Source organism: Rhodobium orientis (genome assembly GCF_003258835.1).
GTDB lineage: Bacteria > Pseudomonadota > Alphaproteobacteria > Rhizobiales > Rhodobiaceae > Rhodobium > Rhodobium orientis.
The window spans coordinates 189,493-205,521 of sequence record NZ_NPEV01000001.1; the positions used below are offsets into that span (position 1 = coordinate 189,493).

General features: G+C 66.5%; 12 protein-coding genes. All 12 read left to right on the plus strand.

The window, feature by feature from the left end:
• The first annotated feature begins 44 nt into the window (after positions 1-44).
• The 12 genes from CH339_RS00920 (at position 45) to CH339_RS00975 (ending at position 15,995) form a co-directional block, all read left to right on the plus strand.
• Positions 45-797 (plus strand): GntR family transcriptional regulator, encoded by a 753-nt coding sequence (locus tag CH339_RS00920; protein ID WP_170138339.1) that lies wholly within the window; start codon positions 45-47, stop codon positions 795-797.
• Between the two features lie 282 nt (positions 798-1,079).
• Positions 1,080-3,116 (plus strand): hydantoinase/oxoprolinase family protein, encoded by a 2,037-nt coding sequence (locus tag CH339_RS00925; protein ID WP_170138340.1) that lies wholly within the window; start codon positions 1,080-1,082, stop codon positions 3,114-3,116.
• Positions 3,113-4,777: a hydantoinase B/oxoprolinase family protein gene (locus tag CH339_RS00930; RefSeq protein ID WP_111432379.1), complete on the plus strand. Its 1,665-nt coding sequence runs from the start codon at positions 3,113-3,115 to the stop codon at positions 4,775-4,777. The genes CH339_RS00925 and CH339_RS00930 overlap by 4 nt, the downstream gene beginning before the upstream one ends.
• 76 nt (positions 4,778-4,853) lie before the next feature.
• Positions 4,854-5,873 (plus strand): Bug family tripartite tricarboxylate transporter substrate binding protein, encoded by a 1,020-nt coding sequence (locus CH339_RS00935; protein WP_111432380.1) that lies wholly within the window; start codon positions 4,854-4,856, stop codon positions 5,871-5,873.
• 67 nt (positions 5,874-5,940) lie between these two features.
• Positions 5,941-6,444 (plus strand): tripartite tricarboxylate transporter TctB family protein, encoded by a 504-nt coding sequence (locus CH339_RS00940; RefSeq protein WP_111432381.1) that lies wholly within the window; start codon positions 5,941-5,943, stop codon positions 6,442-6,444.
• Positions 6,445-6,485: 41 nt separating this feature from the next.
• Entirely contained in the window at positions 6,486-7,994 is a 1,509-nt protein-coding gene (locus tag CH339_RS00945; RefSeq protein WP_111432382.1) for a tripartite tricarboxylate transporter permease, read from the plus strand.
• 143 nt (positions 7,995-8,137) lie between these two features.
• Positions 8,138-9,082, plus strand: coding sequence for a LysR family transcriptional regulator (locus tag CH339_RS00950; RefSeq protein WP_111432383.1), 945 nt, complete (start codon positions 8,138-8,140; stop codon positions 9,080-9,082).
• Between the two features lie 123 nt (positions 9,083-9,205).
• A complete protein-coding gene (locus CH339_RS00955; protein WP_111432384.1) occupies positions 9,206-10,192 on the plus strand; it encodes an ABC transporter permease in 987 nt (328 codons plus the stop codon).
• Positions 10,193-10,242: 50 nt separating this feature from the next.
• Entirely contained in the window at positions 10,243-11,262 is a 1,020-nt protein-coding gene (locus CH339_RS00960) for a sugar ABC transporter substrate-binding protein (protein ID WP_111432385.1), read from the plus strand.
• A 79-nt stretch (positions 11,263-11,341) separates the two neighbouring features.
• Positions 11,342-13,465, plus strand: a complete 2,124-nt coding sequence (locus tag CH339_RS00965; RefSeq protein ID WP_111432386.1) for an ABC transporter permease — start codon at positions 11,342-11,344, stop codon at positions 13,463-13,465.
• A complete protein-coding gene (locus tag CH339_RS00970) occupies positions 13,462-14,499 on the plus strand; it encodes an SMP-30/gluconolactonase/LRE family protein (RefSeq protein ID WP_111432387.1) in 1,038 nt (345 codons plus the stop codon). The genes CH339_RS00965 and CH339_RS00970 overlap by 4 nt, the downstream gene beginning before the upstream one ends.
• Positions 14,499-15,995, plus strand: coding sequence for a sugar ABC transporter ATP-binding protein (locus CH339_RS00975; protein ID WP_111432388.1), 1,497 nt, complete (start codon positions 14,499-14,501; stop codon positions 15,993-15,995). Before CH339_RS00970 ends, CH339_RS00975 begins: the two co-directional genes overlap by 1 nt.
• Positions 15,996-16,029 lie beyond the last annotated feature (34 nt).

Consider the following 16,029-nt stretch of genomic DNA (forward strand, 5'->3'; position numbering starts at 1 on the left):
GACTATGCAATTGTCTGGAAATGACTGGTAAACGGGGGTCTCCCTTGGCAGAGACGAACCAAGCCGCCGGTTCCGGCGCCGGGCGCGCCGTGCCGCTCTACCAGCAGATCCGCAATCACCTGCTGGAGCTGATGGAGTCGGGCGAGCTCCAGCCCGGCGACAAGCTACCGTCGGAAAACACGCTCGCCAAGCAATTCAAGACGACACGCGCGACCGTCGTCAGCGGGTTCCAGCAACTGGTCCATGAGGGACGGGTGGTGCGCAAGGCCGGCCGTGGCTCGTTCGTCGCCGAACGCATGGTCGATGCCGCGCTGGTCTCCTCCGGCGTGCAGTCGATCGAGGAACAGCTTGCGCGCCAGGGCGCCGTCGTTTCCTACAAGTTCCTGCGGTTCGACCTGACGCGGCCGAACGAAAAGGTGCGCACGGCGCTCGCTCTGGACGACGACGAAGACGTCTACCGGCTTGAGCGGGTGCGGCTCTCGGACGGACGCCCGATCAGCCTGGAAATCCGCCATATCCGGCGCGACCTCGGCCGGGGCATCACGGTCCGCGCCCTGGAGGAGACGGCCTTCATCGATATCCTGCGCCGCGAACTGGGCCTGAAGCCGGACAAGATCGTCGGCACGCTGACGGCGACGGCCGCATCGGAAAAGCAGGCAAGCCTTCTCGCCATCCGTCCAGGCACGCCGCTCGTCCTGCGCGAGTACACATTCTACGACGGCGACGGCCAACCGCTGACGCACGGCGAGTCCTGCTACCGCAACGACGTCCGGTTCCAGTACACCAGCGGCGCCTGACGGGGCGATTGTTTTCGCCGCGGTGCCGAGCATTGCGGTGCGTCGCACGCGGGCGGTCGACCCCGGAATGATGGTCCGCCCGGCTCCGATCCGTCCCAACTTTTCACGCTTTTCCGGCTCGGGCAGAACGGCGGTCGCATCCGGTCGGCGGCGACCGCCGTTCCGGGCATTTCCACCGTTTGTCGCCGTCGCCGCTCAATTGCATGATCAAGATTATTATTGACTAGTCAATCTTGATATGCCTTGCTTGCCGCGTCCCTGGGCGAAGAAAAGGAAGCGGGCGTGCTCGTTGGTATCGACATCGGCGGAACATTCACGGACGTTGTGGCGCTCGACCCCCGCAATGGTCGTGTCTTTCTTCACAAGCTCCCCTCGACCAACGACAATCCCGCCCTTGCGGCCTTGCTGGGCCTGCACGAAATCCTGGCCCAGAGCGGCACCTCACCCGAACGGCTGGAAGGCGTTTCCCACGGCACCACCGTGGCGACCAATGCGGTGCTGCAGAGCCGCTACGCCCGGACCGCCCTGGTCACCACGAAGGGCTTTCGCGACGTTCTCGACATCGGCCGCCAGCGGCGGCCGGATCTGTGGGACATCGACAGGGACAAGCCCGATCCCATCGCCGCACGCGGCGACCGTTTCGAGGTCGACGAGCGGCTGGACCGCAACGGCGATGTCCTGAAGGCGCCGCCGGCGGCCGAAATCGAGGCGCTCATTCCGTGGATCCAGACGGCCGGCGTCGAGGCGGTGGCGGTCTGTTTCCTGCATGCCTACGCAAGCAACCGGCACGAGGAGCGGATCGCGGACGAGGTGCGGCGCCGGCTGCCGGGCGTCTATGTCTGCACGTCGGCCGAAGTGGTGAACGAGTTCCGCGAGTACGAGCGGTTCTGCTCCACGGTGGTCAATGCCAGCCTGCTGCCGGTCATGGACCGCTATCTGGCCGAGCTCGAAGGGGGCGTGCACGACATTTCCGGCAAGGCCTTCCTCCGGGTCATGCAGTCGAGCGGCGGCACCATGTCGGCGACGGCGGCGCGGGAAAAGCCGATCAACACCTTCCTGTCGGGGCCGTCCGCCGGCGTCATCGGCGCGGTCGCCGTTGCCGCGGCCGCAAAGCAGGACGATTTCATCACCCTCGATGTCGGCGGAACCAGCGCCGACGTCTGCCTGGTCGAGGACGGGCAGTCGCAGTTGCGCCTCGACCAGCGTATCGCCGGACTGCCGGTGAAGACCCCGACCGTCGACGTGCATACGGTCGGAACCGGCGGTGGCAGCATCGCCTGGATCGATGCATCCGGCCTGTTGAAGGTCGGCCCGCAGAGCGCCGGCGCGACGCCCGGGCCGGCCTGCTACGGCCGCGGCGGCACGATGCCGACCGTCTCGGACGCCAACGAGGTGCTCGGCCGGCTCAATCCGGATACCCTGCTCGGTGGCCGGCTGAAGGTCGACTGGGACGCCGCCGATGGCGTCATTTCCGACCTTGCCGGGAAGTTGGGCCTCAGCAGGACGGAAGCGGCATTCGGCGTCATCCGGATCGCCAATGCCCAGATCGTCCAGGCCATTCGCGTCATCTCGGTCGAACGGGGCCACGACCCGCGCGACTTCGCGCTGCTGGCGGCCGGCGGCGGCGGGCCGGCCCAGGCCGCCGAAGTCGCCCGCGAACTCGGCATCAAGACGGTGCTCGTTCCGGCCAATCCCGGCCTGCTGTGCGCCTACGGCCTTTTGCATTCGCGGCAGCGGGCGGACTTCAGCAGGACGCGGCTGATCCCGGTCGCCGACGGGGCTTCCGGCGCGATCTCCGACCTGCGCGACGATGTGCTGGCCGAGGTCGAGGAGTGGCGGCAACGCGAGGGCAAGGCACCCGACGACTTCGAACTCGCCTGCCTGGGGGATTTCCGCTATGGCGGCCAGGATTCCGAGCTGCAGGTCGACATCGGCCTCGGCGCCATCGACGAAGTGGTCGCGGCGGCCCTGAGGAAAGCCTTCCACGACGCCCATGAGGCGAATTACGGCTATGCCGCGCGGGCGCAGCGGGTCGAACTGGTCGCCATCCGGATCGTCGCGACCGGCCGGCAGCCCCGCTATCCGGCGGAAGATCTCTCTGCTGCCGGCGACGGGCGCCCGTCCGCCACAAGGTCGGTGTGGTTCGAGCACGACGGCCGGGTCGACACACCGATCTACCAGCGCAGCAGCCTGATCCCGGGAACGGCGATGCAAGGCCCGGCGATCGTCGAGCAGATGGACACCAGCACGCTCGTGCTGCCCGGCATGTCGTTCACGCTGCTGCCCAGCGGTGTGCTGGTTCTGGAGGAGGCCGAATGAGCGCGGCAGAGACCACGGCGGCGACACCGCCGGCAACCATCGACCCCATCATGACGGAGGTCATCTACAACCAGGTCCTCGGCGCCGCCGAGGAGATGGGGACCGCGCTGGCGCGCACCGCCTATTCGCCCAACATCAAGCAGCGTTTCGATTTCTCCACCGCCGTCCTCGGGCTCGACGGCGAAGTGCTCGCCCAGGCGCCGCGCATTCCGATCCACCTCGGCTCGATGATCGGATCGGTCCGCGAACTCGTCAGGACCCGGCCGCTGGAGACGCTTCGGGCCGGCGACATGTTCCTGGCCAACGACCCCTACAATGGCGGCGGCCAGCATCTCCCCGACATCAACGTCATGGCGCCGGTGTTCTTTGAGGACACGCCCGTCGCCTTCGTTGCGAACATCGCGCACCACGCCGACGTTGGCGGCATGCTGGCCGGCAGCGAGGCGATCGCCTGCAAGACCATCTTCCAGGAAGGCATCCGGTTTCCGACCGTCCAACTGATGCGGCAGGGCGAACTCGTCGAGGACATTCTGTCGATCGTCGCGCTGAATTCGCGCACGCCCGACGAACGCCGCGGCGATCTCCTTGCCCAGATCGCGGCCAATCAGGTCGGGTCGCGGCGCGTCACGGAGTGCGTTGCCAAGTTCGGCGCGGCGGCGACGCTGGGCGCCCTGACCAGTTACATGAACGCCACCGAGACGCGGTTTCGTGCGGTCCTCGCCGGCATTCCCGACGGTACCGCGACGGTGGAGGATTTCCTCGACCCGGATGTCTACGCGCCGGACCGGCCGGTGCCGATCCGCCTGACGCTGGAAAAGCGCGGCACCGACATCTTTCTCGATTTCTCCGGGTCCGCTGCGCAGTTGCAGAGCGCGCGCAACGTGCCCCTCGGGGCGCTCCATTCCACCATCTACTCGGTTCTCAAGATGCTGCTCGATCCCGGCCTTGCGGCCAATTCGGGCTATTTCCGCGCCATTCACATTACGTCGCCCGAAGGCAGCGTCCTCAACCCCAATGTCGGGGCGGCCGTCGGTGCGCGGGCCCTGCCATGTGCCGTCATCGGCGACGTCGTCGCCCGGACCATCTCGGAGCTCGTGCCGGAGCGCGCGCTCGCCGGCTGCGGCCCGCACCACCAGATCATCTTTTCCGGCGACCGGGATCAGCCGGGCCAGTTCTGGGTCAATTACGAGACCTATGCCGGTGCGCTCGGCGCGCGGCCCTACAAGGACGGCGTCGACGCGATCCGCGTCCATGCGTCGGGCTCCTCCAACCTGCCCGTTGAGGCGTTGGAGCAGTCCTATCCGCTGTTGATCGAAGAATATGCGCTCAACCCGGCATCGGCCGGCGAGGGCCAGTATCGCGGCGGCGCGGGGATCGTTCGCAGTTATCGCGCGCTCGCCGACATGCGCGTCACCCTGGCGGCGGAGCGGCAGACCGTGCCCGCCAGGGGGCTTGCCGGCGGCGCGGACGGACAACCCGGAACCTTCATCCTCAATCCGGGAACGACAGGCGAGGAAATCCTCTACAGCGCCCTTGGAGAGCGGGAAATTCGAGCCGGCGAAGTGATCAGCGTGCACACTCCGGGCGCTGGCGGATACGGCCCGAAAACCGCGCGCGTCAGCGCCACGAAGGCCGGCGGGCGGCCCGGACGAGACACCTGACGACCCTTTGCGGCCGTCGCGGGAACACCGGAGAAAAACAACCACCTGAAGCAAAGACTTCACAGAGGAGAAGACCATGAGTTTCGTTGATCGCATAGCCCATGGCACCAGGTGCCTGGTGTCGGCCGCGCTGTTGGCCATGCCGCTTGCTGCAGCCCCGGTGTTCGCGACGTCGTCCGCCCAGGCCGCCGACGACTTTCCCTCCCGGCCGGTCAACCTGGTCGTCAGCTACGGCGCCGGCGGCGGCACCGACCGCCAGGCCCGCATGATGGCCGGGTTCCTGGAAAAGAAGCTCGGCTCGTCCGTCGTCGTCCAGAACATGCCGGGTGCCGGCGGCCAGGTCGCGATCACCGCGATGCTGCGCGATGAGGCCGACGGTTACACCATCGTCGCCACCAACGAACCGGACATCTCCATGACCGTGGCGCTGCGCAACGCGCCCTACGCCCGCGAGGACGTGGAGGTGCTGGCGGTGGACATCGTCGATCCGCGTCTCCTCCTGGTGCTCAAGGATGCTCCCTACGAGAGCTTCGACGACTTCATCAAGGCAGCCAAGGAAAACCCGGGCGAATTGTCGGTCGCGGTCAATTCCGGCGCCGTCCAGGAGCAGTTCGCCAAGTGGCTGTTCAAGGCGCTCGACGTCGACATCAACTTCGTCGGCTACAAGTCCGGCGGGGAGACCACGGCGGCCCTGCTCGGCGGCCACGTCACCTCGCTGGTCGGCGACGATTTCGCCCGTTTCGACGTGCGCGACCAGACCAAGGCGCTGATGATTGGCTCCGCCACGGCCAGCCCGCGCTGGCCCGAGGCCGAGGTCATGGTCGATGCGCTCAAGCCCTATGGCGTGACGCCGCCGACGCCGGATTTCCTCGCCCGGCACATGGTCTATATGGTTCCCTCAGCGCTGCATGAGAACTATCCCGAGCGGTTCCAGAAGCTGCAGGATGCCATCACCTCGCTGGCGACCGATCCGGAGTACCAGAAGCTGATCAAGGACCAGGGCGCCGGCGACCTGACCAAGATGGCGCCGGGCAGCGAGTACCGCGACGCGTTCCAGAAATCGCTGGAGGCCTTGAAGGCGACGACCGCAAACTGATCCGACGATCCGGCCTGCCGCCGGCCCGCGCCTTGGGGCCGGCGGTCTGCACCGCAGGGAGCTCGCCATGCCAAAGACGTCTCGGGGCATCGAACGGCTTGCCGGGGAACTTGTCGTGCCGGCGATCGGCCTGGCATTCCTTGCGGCCTATTGGTGGCAGGCCGCGTCGCTGTCGTTCCAGGCAAAGGTGTTTCCCGGCCTGGTGTCGGTCAGCATGCTCGTGCTGATCGTCATTCGCTGCGTGGCGATCGGCCGGGAGTTTTTCGCGCAAAGGCAGGCCGCGCCGGTGCTTGCGGCCGGCGAGGCGACAGCGACGCCGGACGGTGCCTGGCGCGGCGCGGTGCGCCGGGCCGCGCTTCTGGTGCTGGCAACGCTGATGATGGTGCTGTGGCGCGACCTCGGCGCCATGATCTGCATTTTCCTGTTTCTTCTCGGGGCCCTGCTGGTGCTTGGCGAGCGCCGGATCGTCCTCCTCGTGCTGTTGCCGGGCATCATGACCGTGACGCTGGTCTATCTGTTCAAGACCGTGCTGGCGGCGGTGTTTCCCGCAGGCATCTTTTCCCTGTTCTGAACCTCTGGACCCCCGTTCGCACAGAAGGTGACGCCAACCCCATGGACGCTCTTCAGCAGATCGCTACCGGCGCTCTCTCGATTCTGTCGTTCGAGACGATCTTCTGGATCATCCTCGGCAGTTTCCTCGGCATGATCGTCGGCGCCATCCCGGGCCTGTCGTCGGGCATGGCCGTGGCGCTGCTGCTGCCGCTGACCTATACGCTGACGCCGCTCAACGCGCTCATCTTCCTGACCTGCGTCTATGTCGCCGTCACCTATGGCGGCTCGCTCTCGGCGATCCTGCTGAACACGCCCGGCGCCCCGGAAAACGCGGCGACCGCCTTCGACGGCTATCCGATGGCCCGCGAGGGCAAGGCCGGCGAGGCGCTGGGCCTGGCCATTGCGGCCTCCGCGCTCGGCGGTTCGATCTCCTACCTGTTCCTGATGGGCGGCATCGGCTACGTCGCCGACATCGCCCTCAGCTTCGGCCCGGCCGAACTCTTCCTGCTCGCCCTGCTCGGTGTCCTGATTCTCAGTGCGGTCGGCACCGCCGATCCGGTCAAGGCGCTCATCTCGGGGGCCATCGGCCTGCTCATCGGAACCATCGGGCTGGTGCCGACCGGCGAATCCCGGGCGATCTTCGGCAGCCTCTATCTCGTCGAAGGCGTCCAGATCGTCCCGGTTCTGATCGGCATGCTGGTGATTACGGAACTCTTGCTGATGATCGACCAGGACTACATCGTCGATCAGGACAAGATGGCCGGGAACCGGGGAGTGGCGGGCATCTTCCGGGGATTCCGGCGCGCGCTGGACTATCCCGTCAATCTGTGCCGGTCGACCGTCATCGGCATCGTCATCGGCCTGATCCCGGCGACCGGCGCGACCCTTGCGGCCCTTGCCTCCTACACCATCGCGCGCCGGACATCGAAAAATCCGGAAAGCTTCGGCAAGGGCAACCCGCAGGGCATCGTGGCCGCGGAATCCGCCAACAATGCCTGCTCGGGCGGCGCGTTGATGACGACGCTCACCCTCGGTGTGCCGGGTAGCGTCGCGACGGCGGTGCTGCTCGGGGCGCTCACGATCCACGGCCTGCGGCCCGGACCGGCGCTGGTGCAGCAGCAGGGTCCGCTCGTCTACGGCCTGATCTCGGCGGCGATCCTTTCGCAAGTCTTCATGGTGACGATTGCCGGCGGTCTGGGGCACGCCTTTTCCGGCTCGCTGGCGATCCACACGCGGATCCTCGTCCCGCTGTTGATGATCTTTTCCCTTCTGGGCAGCTATGCCGGGCGCAATGTGAGCTTCGATGCCTATCTGATGATCGGCTTCGGCCTTCTCGGCTATCTGATGAAGAAATACGGCTATCTGCCGGTCGCCGTGGTGATGGGCGTCATGCTGGGCTCGATCGCCGACAACGAACTGGTCCGCGTGCTGCAATTGTTCCGGTCGCACTGGTATCGCGCCTTTTTCGAACGGCCCATCGCCTTCGTCCTGATGGTCGTGCTGGTCTCCATTCTGGCAAGGGCGCTCTATCAGGGCCTGTTCGGACGGCGCAAAAAGCCGGCCGAGTGAGGGCGCCGCTTCGTCGGTTCGGCGCCGGGCGTCGGCAGCCTTGCGCGCAGGCAGTGCCGGAAATACTCTTCGGACACGGAACATCCGACAGTCCCGGTGCCGATGCCGGCGCGGGCGTCTATGGATCAGCCAAAGGCACACCGATGGACATCCGCACCTATGCCGGCTTCGTCACCGCGGCCGAGCTCCTCAACATCACCTCGGCCGCGCAGCGGCTCAACATCACGCAGTCGGCCCTGTCGCGGCAGATCCGCAGCCTGGAGGATTCCCTCGGCCTGCGCCTCTTTGAGCGGACGAAGCGCAACATCCGCCTGACGGCGGCCGGCGAGGCGCTGTTGTCGCGCATCAACGGGGTGCTCGCCGCCGACCGGGACTTGCGCGCCTTCGCCGGCGACCTTGCCCGCGACCAGAGCGGGCTCTTGAAGATCGGCGCCTGCTCGCAGCTCATCGAGCGCTACCTGCCGGCGTTCCTCGGCGACTGGCGCGCGGCCAATGCCGGCATCGACGTGCGGCTGGAGGACGGCGGCGGGCCGGAACTGGTGGAAAAGCTGCAGGCGGGCGCGGTGCACCTGATCATCAGCTCGATGCCGTCGGCGCCGATCGACCCGTTCGACATGGTGCGGCTGGGAGACCTCGCCTTCGTCGCGGTGGCGACGCCTGACCTGTTGCCCGACGCCGGTGCGCCGATCGAGATCTGCGATCTCCTGGAAAGCCCGATCCTGACGCTCAACCGCCGCCATGCCTCGCGCGAGGTGTTCGATGCCGCCTGCCGGCTGTCGCGGGCGGTGCCGCGCATCGTGCTGGAAGCGACCTCGCCGCACACGCTGTTTGCGCTCGCGGAAGGTGGCAACGGGATCGCCGTCGTGCCATCCTCGGCGCGGCTGGCCGGGCGGTCGCTCGTCAGCCGGCCGATCACGTTGCGCGGCGAGTTGGTGCGCTTCGATATCTGCGCCATGTGGGACAGCCGGGTGCCGCTGCCGGCCTATGGGCGGCGCTTCGTGGAGGCGCTGCGCGCCCATATCATGGCCGAAGAGGGGACGGGCGAGACGCCGGCCGGGACGGCCCACGGGCACCTGCGCATCGTCTGAACTCATTCCCGATCGGCATAGGTATTAAGCCGAATCTTTCATTGGACGGCAGCTTTTGCCGCTCGCTAAGCTTTTCTCAAAGGGCTCCGCGTGGGCCGCGAACAATCGAGAAAAGAGGCGTGCATGGGCGGCAGTGCGGGAGTTTTCCTGCGGAATCTGAACCAGGAACGCATCGTCCTAGTCGTCGCCCTTGCTGTCTTCGTCGCGGCCATGGTCGGTCTTCCGGGCTTCCTGACGGCCGGCAACCTGATCGCCATCGTGCGCTCCATCGCCGTCCTCGGCATCCTGGCATTCGGCATGTCGGTGGTCATCATCGGCCGCGGCATCGACCTTTCCATGGTCGCGGTGATGGCCATGTCGGTCGCCTGGTACCTGCAGCTCCTTGGCGACGGAATGCCCGACTACCAGGCGTTCGCGCTGGTCTTGGGCGGTGTGCTGGCGATCGGGCTGGTCAACGGTTTCCTCGTCGCCTATGCGGACGTGCCGGCGATCTTCGTGACGCTGGCGAGCGGCTCCTTCGTCTTCGGCTATGTGCGCTCGCAGCTCATCTCCTCCGATGCGGTTCCGGTCCCCGACGGCCACTGGGTCGAGCTTCTCGGCGGCCTGCGCTTCCTCGGCGTGCCGGTGGAGGTCTATCTGTTCCTGGCGCTCGCCGCCCTCGTCTTCGTCTTCCTGCGGTTCACGGTCTGGGGCCGCTACGTCTACTATGCCGGCGACAATCCGGTCGCGGCGCGCAATATCGGCATTCCGGTGCGGCCGATGCTGTTGCTGCGCTACGCCCTGTCGGCCGTGACCGCCTTCCTGGCCGGGCTTTTGACGGCGGCGAGCCTGCATTCCATCAACACCCGCGTCGTCAACTCCACCCTGCTCTATGACATCGTGCTGGTCGCGGTGATCGGCGGCATCGGCCTGTCGGGTGGCAAGGGGGGCGTGCGTAACGTGCTGGTGGGTGCGGCGCTGATCGGCATTCTGCTCAATGCGATGACGATCATCGACATCCCGCTGCTCTACCAGAACCTCATCAAATCGACCATCCTGCTCGCCGCAATCATCGTCGACGGACTGCTCAATCCGCGCGACGAACAAACCGCGCAACAGGGGGACATCTGACCCCGGCGCGGCACAACAACAAACCTTCCAACTGGGCAAAGGACACAAGCATGAAACCGATCAAGACCTTTCTGGCCGCGGCCGTCGTGGCTGCCACGGCGCTCGCCGCGCTGCCCGCCAACGCCGCGGATCCGGCGCCCGCCGCCTACGCCGCAGCGCTGAAGGATAAGCGCGTGCTCCTGGTGCCGATGGCCATGGGCTTCGACCTGGCGCAGGGCTGGGCCGCGATCCTCAAGCATGAAGTGGAAGCCTTCGGCGGCGTCTTTGAGACCCGCGATCCGAACTGGAGCGTCGAAGCCGGCGCCCAGGCGATCACCGAGGCGATTGCGTCGGATCCCAAGCCCGACGTCCTGGTCGTCATGTCGCCGGACCTCAACTCCTACTCCAAGCTGATGAAGCGCGCCCAGAAGGCCGGCATCTATGTGCTGCTGGTCGACAACCCGGCCAACTTCAAGGCCGATGCCTATCTCGGCAGCGACTGGACCGAACTCGGCCGGCTCGAGGCGGAAGCCGTCGTCAAGGGATGTGGTCCGGACTCCTCCAAGAAGATCGGTCTGGTGCAGGGCGACCAGGTTAATGCGACCAGCCTCTTCCAGTATGCCGGCATCATGGAGGTGCTGGAGAAGTATCCCGACTTCGAGGTCGTCGCCAAGCCGGACTCCAACTGGGACGCGACCACCTCGCGCAACGTGACGACGACCATGTTGCAGCAGCATCCGGAGATCTGCGGCGTCATCGACTTCTGGGACGGCGATGCGACCGGTGCGGCGGCCGCCATCCGCGATGCCGGCAAGCAGGAGCAGGTGTTCCTGGTGACCACCGGCGGCGGCGAGAAGACGGCCGATTGCGACCGCATTGCCGACGGCACCTACGGCGCCGTGGTGATGACCGAGCTGAAGCAGGAGAGCTACAACATGGTCACCATGATCAAGTACCTGCTGCAGAGCGGCCAGCCGGCCGGAACCTCGTCGGCCTACATCTACACGCTGCTTCATGCGACGACGAAGGACAACATGATGCCGGATAGCTGCTGGGACCTGAAGGCCCTGCAGGAAATGGCCGGCAACTGACACCGGGTGCATTCGCCCAAGACCGGGGCGGTCGGACTTTCCGACCGTCCCTTTCCTCTCCTGGTTTTGTGAATCGTCGATGAAACTTCGCGAGCGGCTGCAAGCCTGGCGCTACAATCTCGTCCCCGACCATCTGATCGGCGAGATCCTGACCAAGCGCTGGACCGACAACGCCATCCCCTTCCTGGCCCTGATCATTACGGTGGCGACGTTCGGGAGCATCATTCCGGGCTTCTTCCAGCTCTATTCGCTGCAGGAATCGACGCGCCAGCTCGGCGAGTTCAGCCTCGTCGTGATCGGCCTCACCGTCGTCATGCTCGGTGGCGGCATCGACCTTGCCGTCGGCTCTATCTTCGCCCTGTCCGCGTTTTCGGCGGTGGCCACTTTCTTCATCCTGGAACAGCCCGTCTGGGTCGCGCTGCTGGCGTCGCTGGCGACCGGGCTCGCCTTCGGCGCCGTCAACGGCTACCTGATCGGCTTCCTGCGCCTTCGCGCCTTCATCACCACGCTCGTCACCTTCATCATCGGCCGGGCGCTCTACGACATCCTCATCGTCGCCCATGGCTCCAAGATCCAGATGTCGTTCGTTTCCTCCGACACCTGGGACTTCATCGGCGACGGCACGTTCCTCGGCATCTCGGTGCCGATCTGGTCGGCCATCGTGCTCGCCGTCGTCACCCATGTGGCGCTGACCCGCTCGCGCCCCGGCTGGCACGTGCTTGCCGTCGGCGGCTCGCGGCGCTCGGCCCACAATGCCGGCATCCAGGTCCGGCTGACGGTGTTCTTCACCTACGTCTTTTCGGGCCTTTGCTCGGCGCTCGCCGGGTTCCTGATCGCCACGCGGCTCTCCGGCGCCGGACCGGGCACCGGCGGCGGGCTTGAAATCCTCGCCCTGACGGCGGCGGTCGTTGGCGGCAACAGCCTCGGCGGCGGACGCGGCTCGGTGGTCAAGGGCCTGATGGGCGCGATCATCGTGCTCGTCCTGACCAACGGGCTGATCCGCCTCGGCTACGGCACCGGCACCAACCAGATGGTGCTCGGCATCCTGCTCGCCGTCGCCGTGACCATCGACATCCGCTGGCTGAAGAACCGCCACAAGGTGCTGAACGAGGTCTATGTGGCGCCGGTCTATCTGCGCATGGGCGAGCCGCAATCGGCGGTGCCGGGGTCCGGAACGCCCTATGCGCTGAACAACAAGCTGTCGGAGGCCGAGCATATCGGGCTCGGCGAGCTGGAAGGACCCGAGGACGTCATCCTCGACCGCAACGACAACCTTTATTGCGGCACCAGGCACGGCGAGATCATCCGCTTCTTTGCCCCGGACTACACACGCTCGGAGGTCTTTGCCCATATCGGCGGCTTCCCGCTCGGCCTTGCCTTCGATGCCGACGGCAACCTCATCACCTGCGTCGGCGCGATGGGGCTCTACGCGATCTCGCCGGACGGAAAGGTGACGCGGCTTTCGGCGGAAACGGCGCGGTCCTGGACCTCGGTCAACGACGATGCGCGGCTGCGCGATCCGAACGACCTCGACATCGCGCAGGACGGCAAGATCTATTTCACGGATTCCACCAAGCGCTACGACGCCCATGACTGGGCGCTCGATTCCATCGAGAACCGGGGCACCGGCCGGCTGCTGGTCTACGACCCGGCGGACGGTTCGACCAAGACGCTGCTCGACGGCTACCGCTACACCAATGGCGTCTGCATGGCGCACGACAACAAGTCGCTGTTCTTTTCCGAAAGCTGGCGCTGCCGCATCCACCGCTACTGGCTGGAAGGCCCGAAGGCGGGGACGGCGGAATGCGTCATCAAGGACATGCCGGGCTATACCGACAACATCAACCGCGCCTCGGACGGCACCTATTGGATGGCCTGGCTCGGCATGCGCACGCCGTCCTTCGACCTGTCGCTGCGCCATCCGTCGATGCGCAAGCGCATGACGCGGCGGCTGCCGCAGGACGAGTGGCTGTTCCCCAACATCAATACCGGCGGCGTCGTCAAGTTCGACGAGAATTTCAACATCGTGCGCACCATGGCCGACCTCTCCGGCGTCTCGCACCCGATGGTCACCTCCATGCGCGAGCACAAGGGCGAACTGTTCATCGGCGGCATCCTCAACAACCGCATCGGCCGGTTCAGGATCGAGGGTGCCGATCCGACCTGGGACGCCAACACCGCCTATTGGGGGACGCGGACATGATCTTCGATCCGATCCTCGACCTCTTCCGCGGCAAGGCGATCACCATCCCGCCGCTCGACGGTGCGTTCTGCGCCAATGCCGGCCTCGACGAGGCGCCCGTCCTTGCCGAATTGCCCGTCGCCGACAATCTGTGCCAGGCCGCCGGTACCGTCTATGCCTCGAGCGGCCCGGGCCTCTACCGGCTGGGCGAGGGCGGGGAGCGGGAGCGGGTGGAGGGTTTCGCCGTCCCGATCACCGCGCTGGCCGCCGATGCAGACGGTACGCTCGCCGTCGCGCTCGATGACGGCACGCTGATCGAAGGCGGGACGCCGTTGCCTTTGCCGAAAGGGATTTCCTGCATCACGGCGCTCGCCTATGGCGAAGACGGCTCGCTGTGGCTGGCCAACGGCTCCGAGCAGCACCCGCCCTCGGCCTGGGTCGCCGACCTGATGGAAAAGAACGCCTCCGGCTCGGTCTGGCGGCGCAAGGCCGGCGGTGCCTTCGAGCGCATGGCGCGCGGCCTCGCCTGGCCCTACGGCGTCCTGCCGCGCAGCGGAGACATGGCGATCGTCTCGGAAAGCTGGCGCCATCGCCTGGTGCGCGTCGATGCCGGCGGGTCGGACCCGGTCGTGAAGCACCTGCCGGGCTATCCGGCGCGACTGTCGCCCGCCGCGGACGGCGGCGTCCTGTTGTCGATCTTCGCGCCGCGCAACCGGCTTATCGAACTGGTGCTGCAGGAAAAGCACTATCGCTACGACATGATGATCGAGGTGCCGCGCGAATACTGGATCGCGCCGACCCTCTCCTCGGGCCGCAGTTTTCTGGAGCCGCTGCAATGCGGCGGCATCCGCACCATGGGTGTCCACAAGGCCTGGGCGCCGAGCCGGTCCTACGGCATGGTCGTGCGGCTCGACGAGCATCTGGCGCCTGTCGCGAGCCTGCACAGCCGCGCCAACGGGCGCCGTCACGGCACGACCAGCGCCATCGAGGCGGACGGCCGACTGCTCGTCGCCTCCAAGGGCGGCAACTGCATCCTCGCACCGGAGGGCTTGTGATGGACCCGATCGTGCGCATGGACAAGATCACCAAGGCCTATCGCAGCGTGCCGGCGGTCAAGGACGTCGACTTTGAGCTGCGCGAGGGCGAGATCCACGCGCTCCTCGGCGAGAACGGCGCCGGCAAGTCGACGCTGACCAAGGTCATGGCCGGCGTCGTGGAAGCGACCTCGGGGCGCATGTTCTACCGCGGCGAGGAAGCCCGTTTCGCCAACCCGCACGAGGCCCTGAACGCCGGCATCGCCATGGTCTTCCAGGAAACCAGCCTGGTGCCGTCGATGACGGTGGCGCAGAACCTTTATCTCGGCTCGGAGAGCTTCCTCAACCGGCTGCGCGGGGTCTACATCTCCGCCCAGCAATTCCTGCAGTCGCTGAACTTTGCCGTCGATCCGACGGCGATGGTCGAAACGCTCGGCGCCGCCAAGCGGCAGATGGTGGAGATCGCCCGCGCGGTCCACCACCAGGCCCGCGTGATCATCTTCGACGAGCCGACCGCCTCGCTGACGCCGGAGGAAAAGCGCCACTTCTTTGCGCTCCTCCGCCGGCTGAAGGCGCAAGGGGTCTCCATCGTCTTCATCAGCCATGCGCTGGAAGAGGCGCTGCTGATCTCCGACCGCATCACCATCCTGCGCGACGGCGTTCTGGTGGCGAGCGGGCCGACGGCGGAGTTCGACCGCGACAAGATCATCGCCGCCATGGTCGGCCGCTCCCTGTCTGGCCAGCTCTACAACAAGCGCGACGTTAGCCATCTGCGCAAGCCGGGCCGCAAGGTGCTCTCCGTGCAGGACATCTCCATGGGCGCGGCGGTCCGTAACACGTCGTTCTCGATCTTCGAGGGCCAAATCACCGGCGTCTTCGGCCTGATCGGCTCGGGCCGCACGGAGACCTTCAAGATCCTCTCCGGCGTCTACAAGCGGGATTTCCTGCGCGGCGGCGCCATCGCCCTCGACGACCGTCCGGTGCGCTACTACACGCCCGCCGAGGCGGTGCGCGACGGCATCGCCTACATCACCGAGGACCGCAAGTCCGAAGGCTTCTTCGAGACCATGGGGATCGGCGAGAACCTCTATAGCGGCCTTCTGGCGGCGGGCCGCGAGGCGAGCCTGGTCGTGCGCATGCGCGCCATCCGCGACCTCGCCGAGGAGTGGACCGGGCGGCTCAACATCAAGACGATCAACGCCAATGCCCGCGTCGTGGAACTTTCCGGCGGCAATCAGCAGAAGGTGGTGATCGGCAAGGGGCTGGTGCAGAAGCCGCGCGTCGTCATCTTCGACGAACCGACCCGCGGCGTCGACGTCGCCGCGATCGCGGAGATCCACCAGCTCATCAAGGAGCTCGCCGACCGCGGCCTCGCGGTGGTGATGATTTCGTCCTACCTGCCGGAGGTCATGAACCTGTCCGACCGCATCCTGGTCTGCCGGCAGGGGCGCATCGTGGAAGAATTGTCGCCGGTCGAGGCGACGGAAGAAAAGATCATGTACGCGGCCGTCCACTAGAGCCGAAAGGGCTCCGGGCGGCGCAAAGGAGGCA